Source organism: Alteromonas abrolhosensis, from assembly GCF_001953635.1.
Taxonomy (GTDB): Bacteria; Pseudomonadota; Gammaproteobacteria; order Enterobacterales; family Alteromonadaceae; genus Alteromonas; species Alteromonas abrolhosensis.
In genome coordinates, this window is record NZ_MEJH01000010.1 from 22,419 (window position 1) to 39,250 (window position 16,832).

Annotated in this window: 15 protein-coding genes; 4 read left to right on the forward strand and 11 right to left on the reverse strand. The window is 44.7% G+C overall.

Going from position 1 to position 16,832, the window contains the following annotated elements; genetic code table 11:
* Positions 1–55 precede the first annotated feature (55 nt).
* A complete protein-coding gene (locus tag BGK61_RS14660; RefSeq protein WP_014998791.1) occupies positions 56–496 on the reverse strand; it encodes a winged helix-turn-helix transcriptional regulator in 441 nt (146 codons plus the stop codon).
* Positions 497–724: 228 nt separating this feature from the next.
* On the opposite strand from BGK61_RS14660, the gene BGK61_RS14665 reads away from it, so the two are divergent.
* Positions 725–1,714 carry a YhdH/YhfP family quinone oxidoreductase gene (locus tag BGK61_RS14665; RefSeq protein ID WP_014998792.1) on the forward strand — a complete coding sequence of 330 codons (990 nt, stop codon included), beginning with the start codon at positions 725–727 and terminating at the stop codon, positions 1,712–1,714.
* A gap of 211 nt (positions 1,715–1,925) precedes the next feature.
* Here the strand turns inward: BGK61_RS14665 and BGK61_RS14670 are convergent, their stop codons facing one another.
* Both BGK61_RS14670 and BGK61_RS14675 read right to left on the reverse strand, forming a co-directional pair.
* Complete coding sequence (locus tag BGK61_RS14670) at positions 1,926–3,992, reverse strand: catalase (RefSeq protein WP_076011726.1); 2,067 nt, start codon at positions 3,990–3,992, stop codon at positions 1,926–1,928.
* A gap of 266 nt (positions 3,993–4,258) precedes the next feature.
* Entirely contained in the window at positions 4,259–5,272 is a 1,014-nt protein-coding gene (locus BGK61_RS14675) for a zinc-binding alcohol dehydrogenase family protein (protein ID WP_076011727.1), read from the reverse strand.
* A 100-nt stretch (positions 5,273–5,372) separates the two neighbouring features.
* On the opposite strand from BGK61_RS14675, the gene BGK61_RS14680 reads away from it, so the two are divergent.
* Entirely contained in the window at positions 5,373–6,311 is a 939-nt protein-coding gene (locus BGK61_RS14680; RefSeq protein ID WP_076011728.1) for a LysR family transcriptional regulator, read from the forward strand.
* Positions 6,312–6,484: 173 nt separating this feature from the next.
* Here the strand turns inward: BGK61_RS14680 and BGK61_RS14685 are convergent, their stop codons facing one another.
* Together BGK61_RS14685 and BGK61_RS14690 are read right to left on the reverse strand one after the other, a co-directional pair.
* A complete protein-coding gene (locus BGK61_RS14685; RefSeq protein ID WP_076011733.1) occupies positions 6,485–7,996 on the reverse strand; it encodes a S10 family peptidase in 1,512 nt (503 codons plus the stop codon).
* A 250-nt stretch (positions 7,997–8,246) separates the two neighbouring features.
* The gene (locus BGK61_RS14690; RefSeq protein ID WP_076011729.1) at positions 8,247–8,843 is read right to left on the reverse strand and encodes an acyl carrier protein phosphodiesterase; all 597 of its coding nucleotides are present in this window, start codon (positions 8,841–8,843) and stop codon (positions 8,247–8,249) included.
* A gap of 179 nt (positions 8,844–9,022) precedes the next feature.
* On the opposite strand from BGK61_RS14690, the gene miaE reads away from it, so the two are divergent.
* Positions 9,023–9,805, forward strand: coding sequence for a tRNA isopentenyl-2-thiomethyl-A-37 hydroxylase MiaE (gene miaE / locus BGK61_RS14695; RefSeq protein WP_076011730.1), 783 nt, complete (start codon positions 9,023–9,025; stop codon positions 9,803–9,805).
* A gap of 208 nt (positions 9,806–10,013) precedes the next feature.
* Positions 10,014–10,613 carry a Yip1 family protein gene (locus tag BGK61_RS14700; RefSeq protein WP_014998797.1) on the forward strand — a complete coding sequence of 200 codons (600 nt, stop codon included), beginning with the start codon at positions 10,014–10,016 and terminating at the stop codon, positions 10,611–10,613.
* A gap of 76 nt (positions 10,614–10,689) precedes the next feature.
* Here the strand turns inward: BGK61_RS14700 and purF are convergent, their stop codons facing one another.
* From purF to truA, 6 genes are all read right to left on the reverse strand, one after another.
* The gene (gene purF / locus BGK61_RS14705) at positions 10,690–12,213 is read right to left on the reverse strand and encodes an amidophosphoribosyltransferase (protein WP_014998798.1); all 1,524 of its coding nucleotides are present in this window, start codon (positions 12,211–12,213) and stop codon (positions 10,690–10,692) included.
* A gap of 14 nt (positions 12,214–12,227) precedes the next feature.
* The gene (locus BGK61_RS14710) at positions 12,228–12,716 is read right to left on the reverse strand and encodes a CvpA family protein (protein WP_014998799.1); all 489 of its coding nucleotides are present in this window, start codon (positions 12,714–12,716) and stop codon (positions 12,228–12,230) included.
* 160 nt (positions 12,717–12,876) lie between these two features.
* Positions 12,877–13,500: an SPOR domain-containing protein gene (locus BGK61_RS14715; protein ID WP_014998800.1), complete on the reverse strand. Its 624-nt coding sequence runs from the start codon at positions 13,498–13,500 to the stop codon at positions 12,877–12,879.
* A 46-nt stretch (positions 13,501–13,546) separates the two neighbouring features.
* Positions 13,547–14,878, reverse strand: coding sequence for a bifunctional tetrahydrofolate synthase/dihydrofolate synthase (gene folC / locus BGK61_RS14720; protein WP_083648679.1), 1,332 nt, complete (start codon positions 14,876–14,878; stop codon positions 13,547–13,549).
* On the reverse strand, positions 14,878–15,723 hold the full coding sequence (accD, locus tag BGK61_RS14725) for an acetyl-CoA carboxylase, carboxyltransferase subunit beta (RefSeq protein WP_014949945.1): 846 nt from the start codon (positions 15,721–15,723) through the stop codon (positions 14,878–14,880). Before accD ends, folC begins: the two co-directional genes overlap by 1 nt.
* Before the next feature lie 309 nt (positions 15,724–16,032).
* The gene (gene truA, locus BGK61_RS14730; RefSeq protein WP_014998803.1) at positions 16,033–16,824 is read right to left on the reverse strand and encodes a tRNA pseudouridine(38-40) synthase TruA; all 792 of its coding nucleotides are present in this window, start codon (positions 16,822–16,824) and stop codon (positions 16,033–16,035) included.
* Between the last annotated feature and the right edge of the window lie 8 nt (positions 16,825–16,832).

Below are 16,832 nucleotides of genomic sequence, written 5' to 3' on the forward strand. Positions count from 1 at the left end.
ATGAATTAACTCAGTACTCGTTTACCTAAACGACGTATCATGTTTTGTTGGTGTTTTATCTGTAGTCGTCGTTATACGCCCTACCCCAGTCACATAGCTGACGTAAAGTTGGCTCTAGTGTACGGCCTAAATCGGTAAGAGAATACTCTACACGAGGGGGCACTTCTGCATACACTTTCCTGTTTACCAACCCATCACGCTCTAACTCTCTTAGCTGCTGTGTAAGCATTTTTTGGGTAACGCCTTGCAATCGTCTACGCAACTGACTGAAACGTAGCGTTTTATGGCAAAGGTGCCACAAAATAACCCCTTTCCATTTACCGCCTATTATCTCAAGGGATACTGCTACGCCACAAATGTATTGATTTGAGTCGTTCGTATTTTCTGCAGCATTGGGCGCATTATCTTGTTTCTGGCTTTTTAGGACGGCGTTATTATCAATGTCTGATGTCACAGCACTTTCCTCTGCCACTACACTGTTCAAAGTTGCGGTCATACTACTCCCTCGTAGAGTAACTACGTTCATATTTACTACGTAACAGGCACTGTTATTGACGTCAGCATTGATGTAGGTGCGCTTTGTCCAAGCAATCAATCGAACAAAGGGTTTACATCACGCCAATAGTATCTTTTAGGGTACTACCCTACTAAAAAGTGCATACTTGCGCAAAGTTTATATATTGTCACAATGGGTAGCGTAATCATTCGACTAACGGAGACAGGTATGACATCGTTTAAAGCTTTGCTTGTAGAAAAACAGGAAGATAAATCCTTCACGCGCAACGTAACGCAACGCTCACTTGATGATTTGCCTGAAGGCTCGCTACTCATTAAGGTGCATTATTCATCGCTTAACTACAAAGATGCACTGTCAGCAACCGGCAACCCAGGTGTGAGCAGAAACTTTCCTCATACCCCAGGAATTGATGCAGCAGGCACAGTGGTATCGTGTGATGACAATCGCTTTAAAGAAGGCGATGAAGTTATTGTCACTGGATTTGACCTCGGTATGAATACCTCAGGAGGCTTTGGTGAGTACATAAGAATTCCAAGTGAATGGGCGGTAGCTAAACCAAATGGCCTTACGTTGAGAGAGTCTATGGTTATTGGTACCGCAGGCTTTACCGCTGGGCTATCGGTACAAGGCTTGGTTGAACATTACGTTACTCCAAAAAAGGGCGACGTATTAGTCACAGGAGCCACTGGCGGCGTGGGGTCGGTCGCTGTAGCACTGCTAGCTAAAGCGGGGTATTCGGTAGTGGCATGTACCGGAAAAAAGGAGCATGAGGCATTCTTAAAAGCACTGGGGGCGAGCAAAGTGATAACCCGCGACGAGTTATTAGAAAATAAAGAACGCCCTATGTTAAAAGAGCTATACGCTGGCGCTATTGATACGGTAGGCGGTGAATATTTAGCGCAGGCAATTAAAGCGACACAATATGGCGGCACAGTAACGTGCTGTGGCCTAACCGCATCTGCTGAACTTAACGTAAGCGTATTTCCGTTTATCTTACGAGGCGTGTCGCTTCTCGGTATCGACTCTGTGCAGTGCCCTATGCCACCTCGTTTGAGGTTGTGGGACAAGCTTGCTAGCGAATGGAAGCTGGACTGTCTTGACGAACTTACTCAAGAGATCCCGTTAGGTGATATAAGCACAAAGATTGATGCAATTCTAAACGGACAGGTAACCGGTAGAACACTAGTGAAGCTGTGAAGGTATACCATGGCAGGTTGACTCCGACAGCGCGCACTGTGCGAAAAAAGCACATGATCCTTGGAAAGTTACTAAAATTAGACATTTAAATTAAAATAGAACGGCTGCCAAGCTACCATTCAAAAACCCATAAAGCGGAAATTTATCAGTGTGTAATGAAAAGGGACGCTAAATAGCGTCCCCATAGATAACTACGATTAAGTGCGTTGTGTTATCTCGCCCAGTAACGAATCTCCCTAAGGGTCTTAATAAAGTCTTTAGCCGAATTTTTTTCTACATCAATAAATCCGTCGTCCATCTTGCTGTCAAGACCCACTGCTTCAATCAATGGCATTGCTTCATCGGTATAACCAATGAACTTATTATGTGCAAACGCATCAGAGACAAAATCTCTAGCTTCGGGTTTTTCAGCCAACGTTTTTGCGCCAGATTTTGAAAGCAGTAGTAATACTGCATCGTAGAGCACAGAAGGGCCGCCATCTACTTTTTGTTGCGCATCGACTTTCTTGCCCTTGTCACAGACTACGCCGCCAATTTGAGGTGCCACCACCTCAAACATAGCGCCTTCTTTTTCTAATGCATCCTTAACTGCTTCCAGTATTTTTCCATCTAAGTCGTCGCTTACCAGAATACCTAATTTACGCCCCTTAAAGGTATTAGGCGCATTCTTCAAGATGCTCAATGCATCAGACTTAACAAGATCGTCCCTAGTAGGCATGGCGGCCTCGGCTGGCGCAGGCATCTCTTCAAACCCTAGTGCTTCGGCAACTGCCTTAGCCAGGTCTTTATCTACATTTAATAGGTGCGACACTACCCTTTCGCGTATAGCTAACTTTTCTACTTTAGACAACTCAAACGCGAAAGCATCACGAATATGCTCTTGCTCTGTTTCTGTTTGACTCAAATAGAATTGGCGAGCCTGGCTATAGTGGTCGGCAAACGTTTCTGAGCGGTGGCGGACTTTTTGACCTGAGACTTCTTCACTATGAGATTGGAACCCGTGAGCCGGACAAGCGCGAGGGTTATTCTCATCACCTTCCCACGAGTTAGGTTCGTAGTTCACTCTTCCCTTCGGATTGTGCATAGCCATATGACCATCTTGCTGGAAGTGGCGCATTGGGCACTTAGGGGCATTTATAGGCAAATGAGTGAAATTAGTACTTCCGAGACGCTTAAGCTGAGTGTCTAGATAAGAGAAATTTCTACCTTGTAATAGTGGGTCATTGGTAAAATCGATACCTGGTACAATATTTTGTGTACAGAATGCGACCTGCTCTGTCTCGGCAAAGAAATTATCTACCATTTTGTTTAGAACCATTTTACCCACTATCTTAACGGGCACCTGTTCCTCTGGAATGAGTTTAGTAGCATCTAGTACATCAAATTCAAAGTTGTCCGCGAATTCTTGGTCAAAGATCTGCATACCAAGCTCCCACTCTGGGAAATCGCCGGCAAGAATAGCGTTCCATAAATCTCTACGATGAAAGTCTGGATCTGCACCATTGATTTTAAGTGCTTCATTCCAAACAACCGATTGAAGACCCTGTTTTGGTTTCCAGTGGAACTTAACGTACTTCATCTCACCTTTTGCATTAATGAGCTTAAACGTATGAACGCCGAAGCCTTCCATAAAACGGAATGAGCGAGGAATAGCGCGATCTGACATTGCCCACATCAACATATGCGTGGACTCTGGGCTTAAACTTGCGAAATCCCAAAAGTTATCATGGGCTGTTTGAGCTTGAGGAAAACCTCTATCCGGCTCTTGTTTCGCTGAATGGATCAAGTCGGGAAATTTAATCGCGTCCTGAATGAAGAATACTGGAATGTTGTTACCAACTAAGTCCCAGTTGCCTTCCTGTGTGTAGAATTTTACGGCAAAGCCTCGAACATCCCTAGCAAGGTCAGGAGAACCTTGGTTACCTGCAACCGTCGAGAAACGCGTAAATACAGGTGTTTTCTTACCTTTTTCTTGAAAAATATCGGCGCAAGTAATATCGGATAAAGACTCATATGTCTCAAAATAGCCATGGGCTCCATATCCTCTCGCATGAACTACGCGCTCTGGAATTCGCTCATGATCGAAATGGAAAATTTTCTCACGCATTACATGATCTTCGAGAGTCGTAGGGCCTCTAACTCCCGCTTTCAACGAATTTTGATCGTCGTGCACGGGACAGCCTTGCGCGGTCGTCATGACCGGGTATCCGTCGCCCGCCTTTTGATGTAGTTCGCCGCCCTGTCCTTTGTTTCCTTCATACTTAAATGATTCAGCCATGATTGTTCCTTGTCGTAAAAGTTAAACACACATCTCATCGTTATTTAATGAATGTCTACCAATCACAGCAAATTAGAGTCCATATAAAAACTCAAAATAATCAGTAATTTAAAAAACAAGCTGGCGAAAAAATGACAATCTTACAATTTGAGAAGAAAGTTTTACACGTGTCCAGTTTAAAGCGCCTTCAACTAAGCAAGATTTCGACCTTTGTTAGGGGAGCAACTTTCGCCCCCCTATAACGTAAACTTTTCGAAATTTCGTTGTTAAAAGCCCTCTAGAACCAACTTACCGATGGCGCGCCCTTCTTCTAAAATTTTGTGAGCGTCGATTAAGTTAGCAGCGTTAATTTTACCTAAGTGTTTGCCAACGGTAGTTCTAATTTTGCCTTCGTCAATAAGCGATGCTACCTGAGTAAGTAGACGGCTTTGCTCTGCCATATCGTCGGTCTCAAACATTGAGCGCGTAAACATAAACTCCCAATGAAGTGACAAGCTCTTTTGTTTAAGCTTGGCTACATCAAGACTTTCTGGGTCGTCAATTAGCGCCAGTTTGCCCTTCGGCTTCATAACTTCAACAAAGCTATCAATGTACTGGTGTGTGTTATTTAAACTTGCGACATGCGTCACTTCACCAATGTCTAATGCCTTGATTTGCTCAGCCATGGGCTTACTGTGATCCACTACGTAGTCGGCACCTAACTCCTGTACCCAGCTTTTCGAGCTTTCACGCGAGGCAGTAGCAATCACGGTGGCTCCCGTTAGTACTTTAAGCAATTGCAGCATAATAGAACCTACGCCACCAGCTGCGCCTACCACAAGCACAACCTCATCGCTTTTTTCACTTTGCTGCTTCAGTGCGAGGTGATCAAATAACAATTCGTACGCGGTAATTGTGGTTAGTGGTAGCGCCGCAGCATCGCTGTCTGACAAAGACTTCGGTGCTTTACCCACAATGCGTTCATCAACTAATTGAAATTCAGCGTTTGAGCCGGCTCTGGTAAGATCGCCCGCGTAATAAACTCTGTCTCCAACGGCAAATTCGGTAACATCTGCACCAATATCAACCACTTCGCCCACTGCATCCCAGCCAAGTATTTTAGGCTCACCACCCTCTGGGTTTACGCGATGTCGAATTTTATAGTCGACAGGATTAACTGCTATAGCATTAATTTTAACAAGTAAGTCCCGACCCGACGCGAAGGGCTTTTCAACTTCAATGTCCATTAATGCATTGGGTTCATTGATATCAAGTGATTGGGTAAAGCCGATAGCTTTCATTGTTCGTCTCTCCTTTGAGTTATACCTTCATCATACGCTTGATTAAATTCCGATAAACAGCACAATAAAAGAAACATTATCAAATAATATTTGAAAATCTATGCTATTCGATGACTTAACCGTAGTATTAAAAGTTGCCAAATTCAGAAGCATCACCGCAGCAGCGACCCATTTGAACATGCGCACCGCAACGGCAAGTGCTGCTGTCAAAAGGGTGGAACAATCCCTTGGCGCAGAGCTGTTTGTACGCACAACGCGCTCGCTCAGATTGTCTTCTGCAGGTGAACGTTTTTTACCTACATGCGAACAGGCCATGTTGATGCTGACAAACGCTAAGCAAAACCTGAAAGGTGACACCGGTATTATTGAGGGTGAATTGCGGCTGGGTTTGTCGTCTGATTTAGGAAGAAACGTAGTGGCTCCATGGCTTGATGACTTCATGGATGAGCATGACAAAGTAAGTGTAAAACTTAATTTGAATGACAGTAACATTGATTTTTACCGCGACCCCATCGACCTAGCGCTGAGATACGGTTCGCCAGATGATGCGAGCGTTTACGGCTTTAAAATTTGTGATGTTCCTAGGCTTCTTGTTGCTTCTCCTTCCTATATTGCCCGCCATGGAGCCCCCGAGAACTTAGAAGACTTACAGTTGCACAATGGGCTTTTTTATCAATTGCACGACAAGGTGTATAACGAATGGGAACTTTTGCACAAAGGCAAGCCGCTAAAAATAAAAATGCAGGGCAACAGAACGGCAAACGACGGTGAAATGGTAAGACGGTGGGCTGTAGCGGGCAAAGGGGTTGCGGTTAAATCTGGTTTGGACATATGCGACGATATTATACATGGTCGCCTTCTTACGCTATTACCTGATTACCAACCAAAACCTACTCAACTTTGGCTAATTTGCCCAAGCCGACAGTCGATTACTCTGGCGGTTAGATTATTAAGAGACATGTTAAAAGCACGCTGCGCTGAATGTTTAGTGCGACTCAAAGAAGCGAGTGTATCTATTGCAGGCAAAGATAAAGGGTAAAGAAATAGCTGGAAGAACTAATGAAATTTAGCTAAGCGTATAACTTTAAGTAAAAGGTGAACTTACAAGTTATTCGCGGTCATCAGCGGCCATAGTCGTATCTTTAAGAAATGATAGCAACTATAGCCGCACAATGAACAAATTCGGGTAAACGCAATACTGCGATTAACGTTTTATTGCCGCTTATACATAGCAGGCGCGCCGTTGCTCGGCGTACTTGCTTTAATAAATTCACGTAGGTCTTGATTTGACTGTTTTAGGTCGTCGCGGCGCAAGTACATCATGTGGCCGCTGCGATACCCTTTGAAACTCAAACGGTCTTTTAAGTTACCACTTTGATCAAGCTGCCACATTGTATACTTAGCATCGAAGTAATTCGTTGCACCGTCGTAATAGCCAGCTTGAATCATCACATTCAGATACGGGTTTTGCGCCATAGCTAATCGCAAGTTTTCGCCTGTTTGATTATTGCTTCTATCCCACGGGTGCACGTTTCCAAACATGTTGTACTTAATATCAGTTTTATAGTTCAGCTCTTCACGCAAATAGTAATTAATAGCGGGCGTGAACGAATGAAGCCATGACGTTAGCTCTGCCCAATAATCAGGGCGGTCGCCGGCTTGCTTGGCATCTATACCCAAATAGCGGCTATCAAGACGGCCTAGCGTTTTCCCTTCTTCTCGCAGCAAGTCTTTCCAGAAAAATGCAGTGCTCACGTCTAAGTTATTTTGCGCAATGGACGCTTCACTTAAACCCGAATAACGCGCCATTTTTTTTAGCACATCCCGTTTTTCCGTTTCACCGATGAAGCCACCTTTGGCCAGAGCAGGAATAAGCGTATTAATGGTGAAGTCTTCAACTTCAGGCAATAGTTCAGTGAGATCTTTATTTTGCAATTCCGGTTCAAGTTTATTGTGATACCAGGCAGCGGCTGCAAAGTAAGGTAGACGATTAGCGGCTTTCACCGGCCCGTTGCGCTCTATACCGATATCAGTTGGCGATACAAGCACAACGCCGTTTAGGTACATCCATTGGCGGTTTTGTAGTTCTAATGCAAGCCCTGAAACACGTGTCGTACCGTAACTTTCACCAATAAGGTATTTAGGCGAGCGCCAACGGTTATTGCGCGTTACGAAGGTATTCACCCAGTCTGCCAAATAGCTAATATCGGCATTTACGCCGAAAAACATTTTCTGCTGCTCATCTTGCGACGGCATGCTGCCATCAGCTTTAGGCAGTACACGGCTATACCCTGTGTTTACTGGGTTAACAAAGACAATGTCAGCCACATCTAAAATAGAGTAAGGATTGGTTTGAACGCCATATGGCTGAACCGGATAACCCTCTTCGTCAATATTAAGAATACGTGGACCTGTGTAGGCTACATGCATCCACACTGACGCGGAGCCCGGCCCCCCGTTAAAGGAAATAATAAGTGGGCGCTTCGTATTTTCTTTAACATCAGTTCGCTGGTAGTAAGTGTAAAACAAAGTAGCAACCGCTTCGTCTTTACTATTCCAAACCGGTTGAGTACCTGTGGTTGCGCTGTACTTTACACGTTGACCAAGAATTTTAGTTTCGTGTTCTGTTACTACACTGCTGTCAATTTTAATGGCGCGAGCATGCGCCGATGGACTTTCTTCCTTATCTGAAGCACTGGCAGTTAGGCTTACAAAAGCAATCATCGCCGCGGTTAACCATGCTAAGGCTGGGTTCAATGGCGCTTTGCGTTTGTTATTTCCCTGACTAAATAATAGGGGCGATGTATTTCGAGTTAGGAATTGAATATTCATCATTATTGTCTTTGTGTGTTGTTAGTTTTATCGTTTTTGCATTGTCTTTATATTGGTCGCTTTACTATATCGCTGTTCGCGTAACAGCTTAGCAATGAACGACAAAACCACCAATTTCTTCGATACATTTCTGTAACAAGGGTTAGCAGCGACAAATATTTTCAGGGCCGTTGTTATTAATGTGTTTGATTAGATCTGGGAAAAAGCCCAAAAATCTCTTTTCTATTTCATCTTGGTTCGCATTGATATCATCCACAGCAAGATGAAATGTGTTGGGGAAACGAATACGCTTAGCAACAACAGAAATTGCCTTGGCAATCCCCTCTTCTTTAGCATAATCCTCAAACCAGTCGTGAGTAATCATATGCCCGACGCTATGCTGCATGGTTCTTGGCATAGTGGGCAGTCGCCGCTCTAACAAAGAAAAGCTCTGTTCTCGAAAGTCGTCAAAGCTTTGTGTTGTAAACAACGTCCAGTGTTTGATTAACAAGTGATCGAAGTAGATATCCAGCGCCACAGGTGCAAAACGTCGACGACTTTTATGAAATAACGCCTTCGCAGTCAAAACACTAGTGTGACTATCAGTGAACCTATCGACTTCGTAGTGATTTTTAAGACCTAGCTGAACTGCATTGCCAAACCTGCTTATGTCAACACCTCGTCTGAAATCACCGAGTAAATTGCCGAAATGAGAGTCGGCGGTGGGACGAGCAAGAAAAAGGTGGGCTAGGTAATTCATTTTGAAAATTATTGGCCTCGATTTTAAGTTGTAAGGGCTTGTAGGTATCAAGTAAAATTAGCGCTCAATTCAGAACATCGAACTGGTACGCCCATAATTCGATACTGCCGAGACTAGCGTCAGCAGTAGCCAAATTCAAATGTAACTGAAAACCGTAGCACTTAAAATTGAGTTTCAACATGTCTGTAATCTCCACCTCTGAAGTCACGTCTCTGCTTTCACCAATTAATGATTTTTTACACTGCGAGACGCCCCAGTCGTGGATAGACGAAGCGCAGAAAGAAGAAAACCTTCGCGTTATCCTTACCGACCACCTAATTTGTGAGCTAAAAGCAGCTCAGTCGGCCATGTACCTACTTCGCCGCTATGTGGCCGATGAGGAAACCAGTAAGGTATTGCTAGGCTGGTTGAAACCTTACGAAGACTTCACTTACCGCCACGAAGGCAATTGGCAATCGCTTAATACTAAGCACCTTTCCAAAAATGTGTTTAACACTGAAGGGCTAGACCCGTTTAAAAAAGATATGCTAGATAAAATGGTCATGCTAATTAAAGAAGAGCTTCACCATTTCTACCAAGTATTAGAAATTATGCACGAGTTGGGCTTTGAATATAAATCAGTAACATCTAGTCGTTACGCCAATGGTTTGCTGCGTCACGTACGTACTTATGAACCTGAAAAGCTTGTCGATAAGCTTATTTGTGGCGCCTACATTGAAGCCCGATCGTGCGAGCGCTTTGCGAAGCTTGCTCCTTATGTTTCCGAAGATTTAGGCAAGTTCTATGTGTCGCTGTTGCGCTCTGAGGCCAGACACTTCGAAGACTACCTTACTCTTGCTGGACAAATCGCTAAAACTGATATTTCAGAGCGCGTTGCCCACTTCGGAAGCGTTGAAAAATCGCTGATAGAAAGTGACGACAACGAATTGCGTTTCCACTCAGGTGCACCACAGTTAAGTTAACGCTTTACATCCGTTTATAAATTAATCAATTTATATTGACGGCTTTGGATTTCTGCTGCACACTCATTTTGTAAACATATTGTTAACGGCAGTGTTTGGCGCCTTGCGCCGTGGTTGTGTATCCTTGTTATTACGGGTTGTCCGTGTGTTCTCCCTGCCCTACAACAATATTTTAAAATAATAACGTTGGTGAAAAAGGCAGGACTTTATGATTTTGAATCATTTAATTGGTATTTACACTCACCCTAAAGAAGAGTGGCAAACCATTGATACCAAACACGAAACTTATTTTTACGCGCTTACCCATATCGCTTTTATAGCACTTATCCCTTCACTTGTGGCGTATTACTCCAGTGCTCATACAGGCTGGAGTATCGGTGCTGGTGACATAATACGCCTTAGTGAAAATACTGCCATTATGATGGGCATAGGCATGTATTTTGGCTTAATTGCAGGCGTAGTCGCGTTGGCTGTACTTATTCATGAGTTGGCGAAAGCGTTTGATGCGACGCCAACTTATACTCAGTCGCTAGAACTTGCAGCGTACACGGCTACTCCATTGTTTATGGTGGGCTTCGCAGGTCTTTACCCTGAACTTTGGGTGGTGATGACGGCTCTGTTAGTCGGTATTAGCTACTCGGTGTATTTGCTTTATTCTGGCGTGCCTATTTTGATGCATATGCCTGAAGATAAAGGCTTCATTTACTCAAGTTCGGTGGTGACATGCGGATTAGTGTTACTCGTTATCCTAATGACAGGCTCGGTATTGGTATGGGGACTGTCCGGCGGACCGGTATTCGTTCACTAACCTTCTTCATTAATTAAAAGCATTAAAAAAGCCGCTTTAAGAAGCGGCTTTTTGTTATTCCAAAGAGCGTCTTACATTAGTCAGCGGCATCAATATTATGCACATCAAGGTTGCTAAGCTCTGCTTGCACCACTGGCGCTTTTCTTGAAGCTTCACCGCGCGACATATCGATTCGCTCAAGGTATTCTTGGTCGATATCCGCAGTAATATAATTACCATCAAACACCGACGTTTCGAAACGCTGAATAGATTCGTTCTCTTCACGAACTGCATCCACCAAGTCAGAAATGTCTTGGAAGATAAGGCCATCTGCTTGGATGAGCTCTGCAATTTGATCGATTTCACGACCATAAGCAATTAGTTCGTTTGCCGATGGCATATCGATTCCATACACATTAGGGAAACGAATTTCTGGCGCAGCTGACGCAAAGTACACTTTCTTCGCACCTGACTCTCGCGCCATTTCAATGATTTGACCTGATGTAGTCCCGCGTACGATAGAGTCATCGACAAGTAGTACACTCTTACCTTTAAACTCAGATGAGATTGCGTTTAGCTTACGACGTACTGATTTTTTACGCATAGTTTGGCCAGGCATAATGAAAGTACGGCCAATGTAGCGATTTTTAACGAAGCCTTGGCGATATGGCAAATCGAGTGTGTTCGCGATTTGAAGCGCCACATCCATGGACGTTTCTGGAATAGGAATAACCACGTCGATATCCAGGTCCGCCCATTCGCGCTTAATTTTTTCACCTAGCTTACGACCCATGTTTACGCGTGATGCATAAACTGAGATACCGTCAATAAAGCTGTCTGGGCGAGCAAAGTAAACAAACTCAAAGATACACGGAGAGGTTACTGGGTTTTCGGCACACTGTCTGGTGTGCAACTGCCCTTCTTCGGTAATAAATACCGCTTCACCTGGCATTACATCGCGCACAAACTGGAAGCCAACAGCATCAAGCGCCACGCTTTCAGATGCCACCATCCATTCTTCACCTAACTCGCTCATACGCTTACCTAGCGCAAGAGGGCGAATACCGTGCGGGTCGCGAAACGCAACAATACCTTGACCGATAATGGCTGCAACGACTGCGTAAGCACCTCGGATCTTTTTGTGAACTTTCGTTACCACTTCAAAAATGTGTTCAGCACTTACGCTTAAACCCGCTACTTGCTGTAATTCATGAGCAAGAATGTTAAGCAATAATTCTGAATCTGAGGTGGTGTTGATATGGCGGCGTGCGATGCGGAATACTTCTTCTTGTAACTCATGCGCGTTAGTCAAATTACCGTTATGAGCAAAGGCAATACCGAACGGCGAGTTTACATAAAATGGCTGCGCTTCTGCAGAGCTTGATGTACCCGCTGTTGGATAGCGAACGTGACCAATGCCCATGTTGCCAGACAACCTTTTCATATGGCGGGTATGAAACACGTCTCGAACCAAACCATTTGCCTTGCGCAAATTAAACATATTTTGGTCGATAGTCATAATGCCTGCGGCATCCTGTCCTCGGTGTTGAATAACCGTTAGACCGTCGTACAGTGACTGAGCTACGGGCGTTTTACCAACTATTCCGACTATACCACACATGTGCGTTACCTATTTCAAGCGGGATTTAAGAAACTGGAGGAGTCTTTCACATAGCTGAAAAACCACTCTATGATGACACCAAACTCGGGAATGAGCACCGATGATTGCCACCAATCTGAGGAGGCTGCGCCAGTGAAGGTGTCCATAAAAAAGAGCAATGCGCTAACTATAAGCACGCCACGCAGTGCACCAAAAACTATACCTAGTGCCCTATCTGTGCCAGACAAGCCTGTTGCCTGAACCAGCTGGCTAATAACGTAATTAATCATGCCGCCCAGAATGAGCGTGGTGACAAACAATGCCGCAATTGCAGCACCATTTTTTAAATAAGGGTCGTCAATGGCTGTAAAATAAACGGCGAGGTCAGCGTAGAAATTGCTTGAAATAAAGAGTGCAGCAAACCACACCACTAGCGAGATGGCTTCTTTAACAAACCCTCTGATCAGGCTTATTAAGGTAGATACCGCAATGATACCCAGTATGGAAAAGTCTACCCAGTTCATCGTCTCTTTATTGCGTTGATGTTGCTTTTTATTGTGAAGCAACGAGCCTTTGGCGAGATGGCGCGCATTCTAACAGAAGATAGAAATATTACTAGTCTGTAATACCAATCACTGCCTCTCCATTCATGCTAAATTCGACAAGCATGATGAACACCACGCGTTACTCAACTTTGAACGTGGTGACTTTACCTTTAAGACTCGTAAGCTCTTTTAAATGTGGTAGTGCCGATTCCAGTTTCTTCTTGTCTAAATCCGGGCCTACGAAGACTTTATTGAGCGGGCCAGAGCTGGTTTGAATTTTACGACTAAATGCGCGATATCCAGCCTTTTCTAGCTTGGCGAGCAGTGCCTTCACGTTTTTCTCGTGACGGAAACTACCAAGTTGAATAACCCAACCGGCATCATCGTCGGCAGCATCACTTTTTGTGTCTACAACCGTTTGACTCGCTAGCTTGTCTTCTTCTTCAAAAGCTTTAACCGCTGGCGCTTTTGCAACAGTGGCTTCGTCCGAAGTACCAGTGTCGCCGGCGCCTGAAGAAACCGGCTCATCATCTAATGCCGTTTCTTCTTCAATTTCAACCGCTGGTACTGCAGCTTTTGCTACTCGCTCTGATGGAAAAGATTCAGGCTCTACGATGGGCTTTTTAGGCGGATTAGCAGGAACAGAGACAAAAGGCTCCCTGTTTGTTTGCTTTTTGCCATCAAGAAAGTCTGGTAAAAATATAACCGCTAGGGCGACAACAATAATTGTCCCCACCAGTCTATTCTTTAATGCCGATGTCACTGTGCTCTCCTGCTTGAATACACGGTTTTACTCTACAATGCGCGTGTTAATTTTGCTCAGCAAGCACGTCTGCTACGGTAACAAAAGAACCAAAAACGAGAATAAGTTCACCAGTTTGATAATCTGCAAGCGCGCGCTTATATGCCGAGGCCACGTCCTGAAACGTGTCTATATTCTCTATGGTTGTGCCGGCATTAACAAGTGCATTTTCAAGTACTTCTGCCTTACAGCCCCGAGGACCACTTGTTGATGCTACGTACCACTTGGCATTAAGTGCCGCCAGTGGCGCTAAGGTCTCTGCAATAGACTTATCTTTTAGCATGCCCACCACAATACGCATTTGGCTTACATCGTAACGATTTAGCCAATCTTGCATAGCTGTCGTAGCCTGTGGATTATGGGCAACATCAACAACTACGAGGGGTGATTCACTGATAGTCTGCTGACGCCCAGGCATGGTGGTATTTTCAATAATATCTCTAACCACAAGTTCTTCGGGTAGCAAGTCTAAAAGTTCCAGCGCTGCCAACGCAGTACTCGCATTTTGAAGTGGAATTTTAGGGTAAGGTAGAGACGCATAGCTATTGCTCTTCCCTTTCCAGCTCCACTCACTGTAATCACTTGCTACTACTGTTTCGAAATCTTGTGTAGCCCATCGCACGTTTGCTTGTAGCTCGTTTGCCACATCGTAAAGCGATGATGGAGGAAACAGCTCACCAACCACAGCATTACCGTTTTTGCGCATGATCCCCGCTTTTTCCCGAGCAATTTTTTCGCGGGTATTGCCAAGCCAATCTTGATGGTCAAGATCGATAGTTGTAATAACAGCAAGGTCGGGATCAATAATGTTGGTGGCATCCAAACGTCCGCCTAGGCCTACTTCAAGAATGACCACATCAACAGCCCATGACTGCATCATTTTCATGGCAGCCAGCGTACCAAACTCAAAGTAAGTTAAGGTAATAGGTTCGCTACCCGTGTCTTTCCGCGCGTTTTCAACAAACTCAAATGCATTTACAAATTCACTTGCAGGCGGTAATTCGCCGTTGTAGCGCACGCGTTCACGATAGTCGGTTAAATGGGGTGAACTGTATACCGCAACACTTTTTCCTTGCGATAGCATGGCCTGTTCGAGTAAGCGACACGTTGTGCCTTTACCGTTAGTGCCTGCTACAGTAATAACCAAAGACTGGCTAAGCGAAAGTCCCATGGCATTGGCCACTTCTTTCACTCTGTCTAGCCCCATATCGATGGCGCTAGGATGAATAGATTCTAGGTAGGATAACCACTGGCTCAGGCTTTTTTGCGAAGGTGAAGACGCTGAGGCGTTTTCTGCGTGTGGCGCTGAGCCAGTATTTAGATTGTTTTCGTTATTCACTAATTCTTATAATGCAACTTTACCAACAGGCTGTGTAATCTATCACGCATATCTCTGCGGTCAACAATCATATCAATTGCACCTTTCTCAACAAGGAATTCACTGCGTTGGAAACCTTCAGGCAGCTTTTCTCTTACTGTTTGTTCGATTACACGAGGGCCCGCGAAGCCGATAAGCGCTTTTGGCTCGGCCACGTTTACGTCACCAAGCATTGCCAAACTTGCAGATACACCACCCATTGTAGGGTCTGTAAGTACACTGATATAAGGCAGGCCTTTCTTACTCATTTTGGCAAGCGCTGCAGATGTTTTAGCCATTTGCATTAGCGACATCAGTGCTTCTTGCATACGCGCACCACCACTTGCACTAAAGCAAATAAGCGGCATATCGTTTTCTAAGCATGCATTCACAGCAGCAACGAAGCGAGCACCTACTACTGATGCCATTGAGCCGCCCATAAACGCAAACTCAAAACACGCAACCACTACCGGCATACCTTTTAGCTTGCCCTGCATTACCACTAGTGCGTCTTTTTCGTTTGTTGCCTTCTGTGCAGCAACAATACGGTCTTTATAACGCTTAGAGTCTTTGAATTTAAGTACGTCTTGTGGCTCGTGCTCTGCACCTAACTCAACGCGATCGCCATCGTCTAAGAACGCATCGATACGGCGGCGCGCCGTAATACGCATGTGATGGTCGCATTTAGGGCAAACTTCCTGAAGTTTTTCCAGTTCGCTCTTATACAGCACTGCTTGGCATGAACCACACTTCGTCCAGATACCTTCTGGTACGTTACCCTTGGTTGATGTTTGCGTGCGAGGAAGAATTTTTTGAATCCAGCTCATGGAAATTGAATCCTTTGTTTTTTGTTTGCCGACCATGACGATTGATGTTTGTTCATACTTGTGGTCAACAACACATTAATTTTTTAAGTTTCATACTGTATTACAAAGAAAAAATACGTAACACAATAGAACAGCTACCTAATATAGCGCGCTATTAGACCACAATACAACGAAATGGAAAAAACAAAACTGGTCTTAGAAGTTGGCAAGGGATGATTTAAAGATACACGCTTCAATTCAACCTGAGTTAACTGCTAGGCGATGTGCAGCTAACTCAGATTGAAAAATTTAAAGACGAAGGTAGATAGATTAGGCTTCTGGAAGGAATAGTGGTCCTAAAGGCGGCTTAGGTAAACCATGCTCGTCGGGGTAAGTGACGTCAACCAAGTACAACCCATTTGGCTTCGCCGTGGCTGCAGATTTACTTCTGTCTTTCAGGCTTAACAAGTGAGCTATCCAATTTACGTCTTGCTCCCCTGCCCCAATCTCAACAAGCGCGCCCGTGATATTGCGAACCATATGATGCAAGAAAGCATTGGCTCGAATATCAATTATAACGTATCGCCCTTGGCGATATACGCTTACATCAGTAACGTTGCGAAATGGCGTTTTACTTTGGCAAAGCGCTGCGCGGAACGAGGTAAAGTCTTGCTCGCCTAGCAAGGCTTGTGCGGCAACATGCATTTTTTTCTCATCTAATTCGCGGTGAATATGGGTAACACCGGAATGGAGAATAGCTGGGCGCATTTTCGCATTATGAATAACGTAACGATAGCGGCGATGGGTAGCAGAAAAACGCGCATGGAAGTCATCACTGACGTTCTTTGCCCAAGTAACCGCAACAGAATTTGGTAGGTTCGCATTAACACCGAGTGTCCAAGCGCGCTCTGAGCGTGGCGCATCGCAGTTAAAGTGAACTACTTGCCCAGTAGCGTGTACACCAGCATCGGTACGTCCAGCGCATTGCACTTCAATGGGTTGGTTGGCTACTGTCGATAGTGCCTTTTCAAGATGTTCTTGAACACTTGGTACTTCACGTTGGCGTTGCCATCCGTATACAGCAGCACCGTCGTATTCAATCCCTAAGGCAATTCGCCCCATATCTGTTT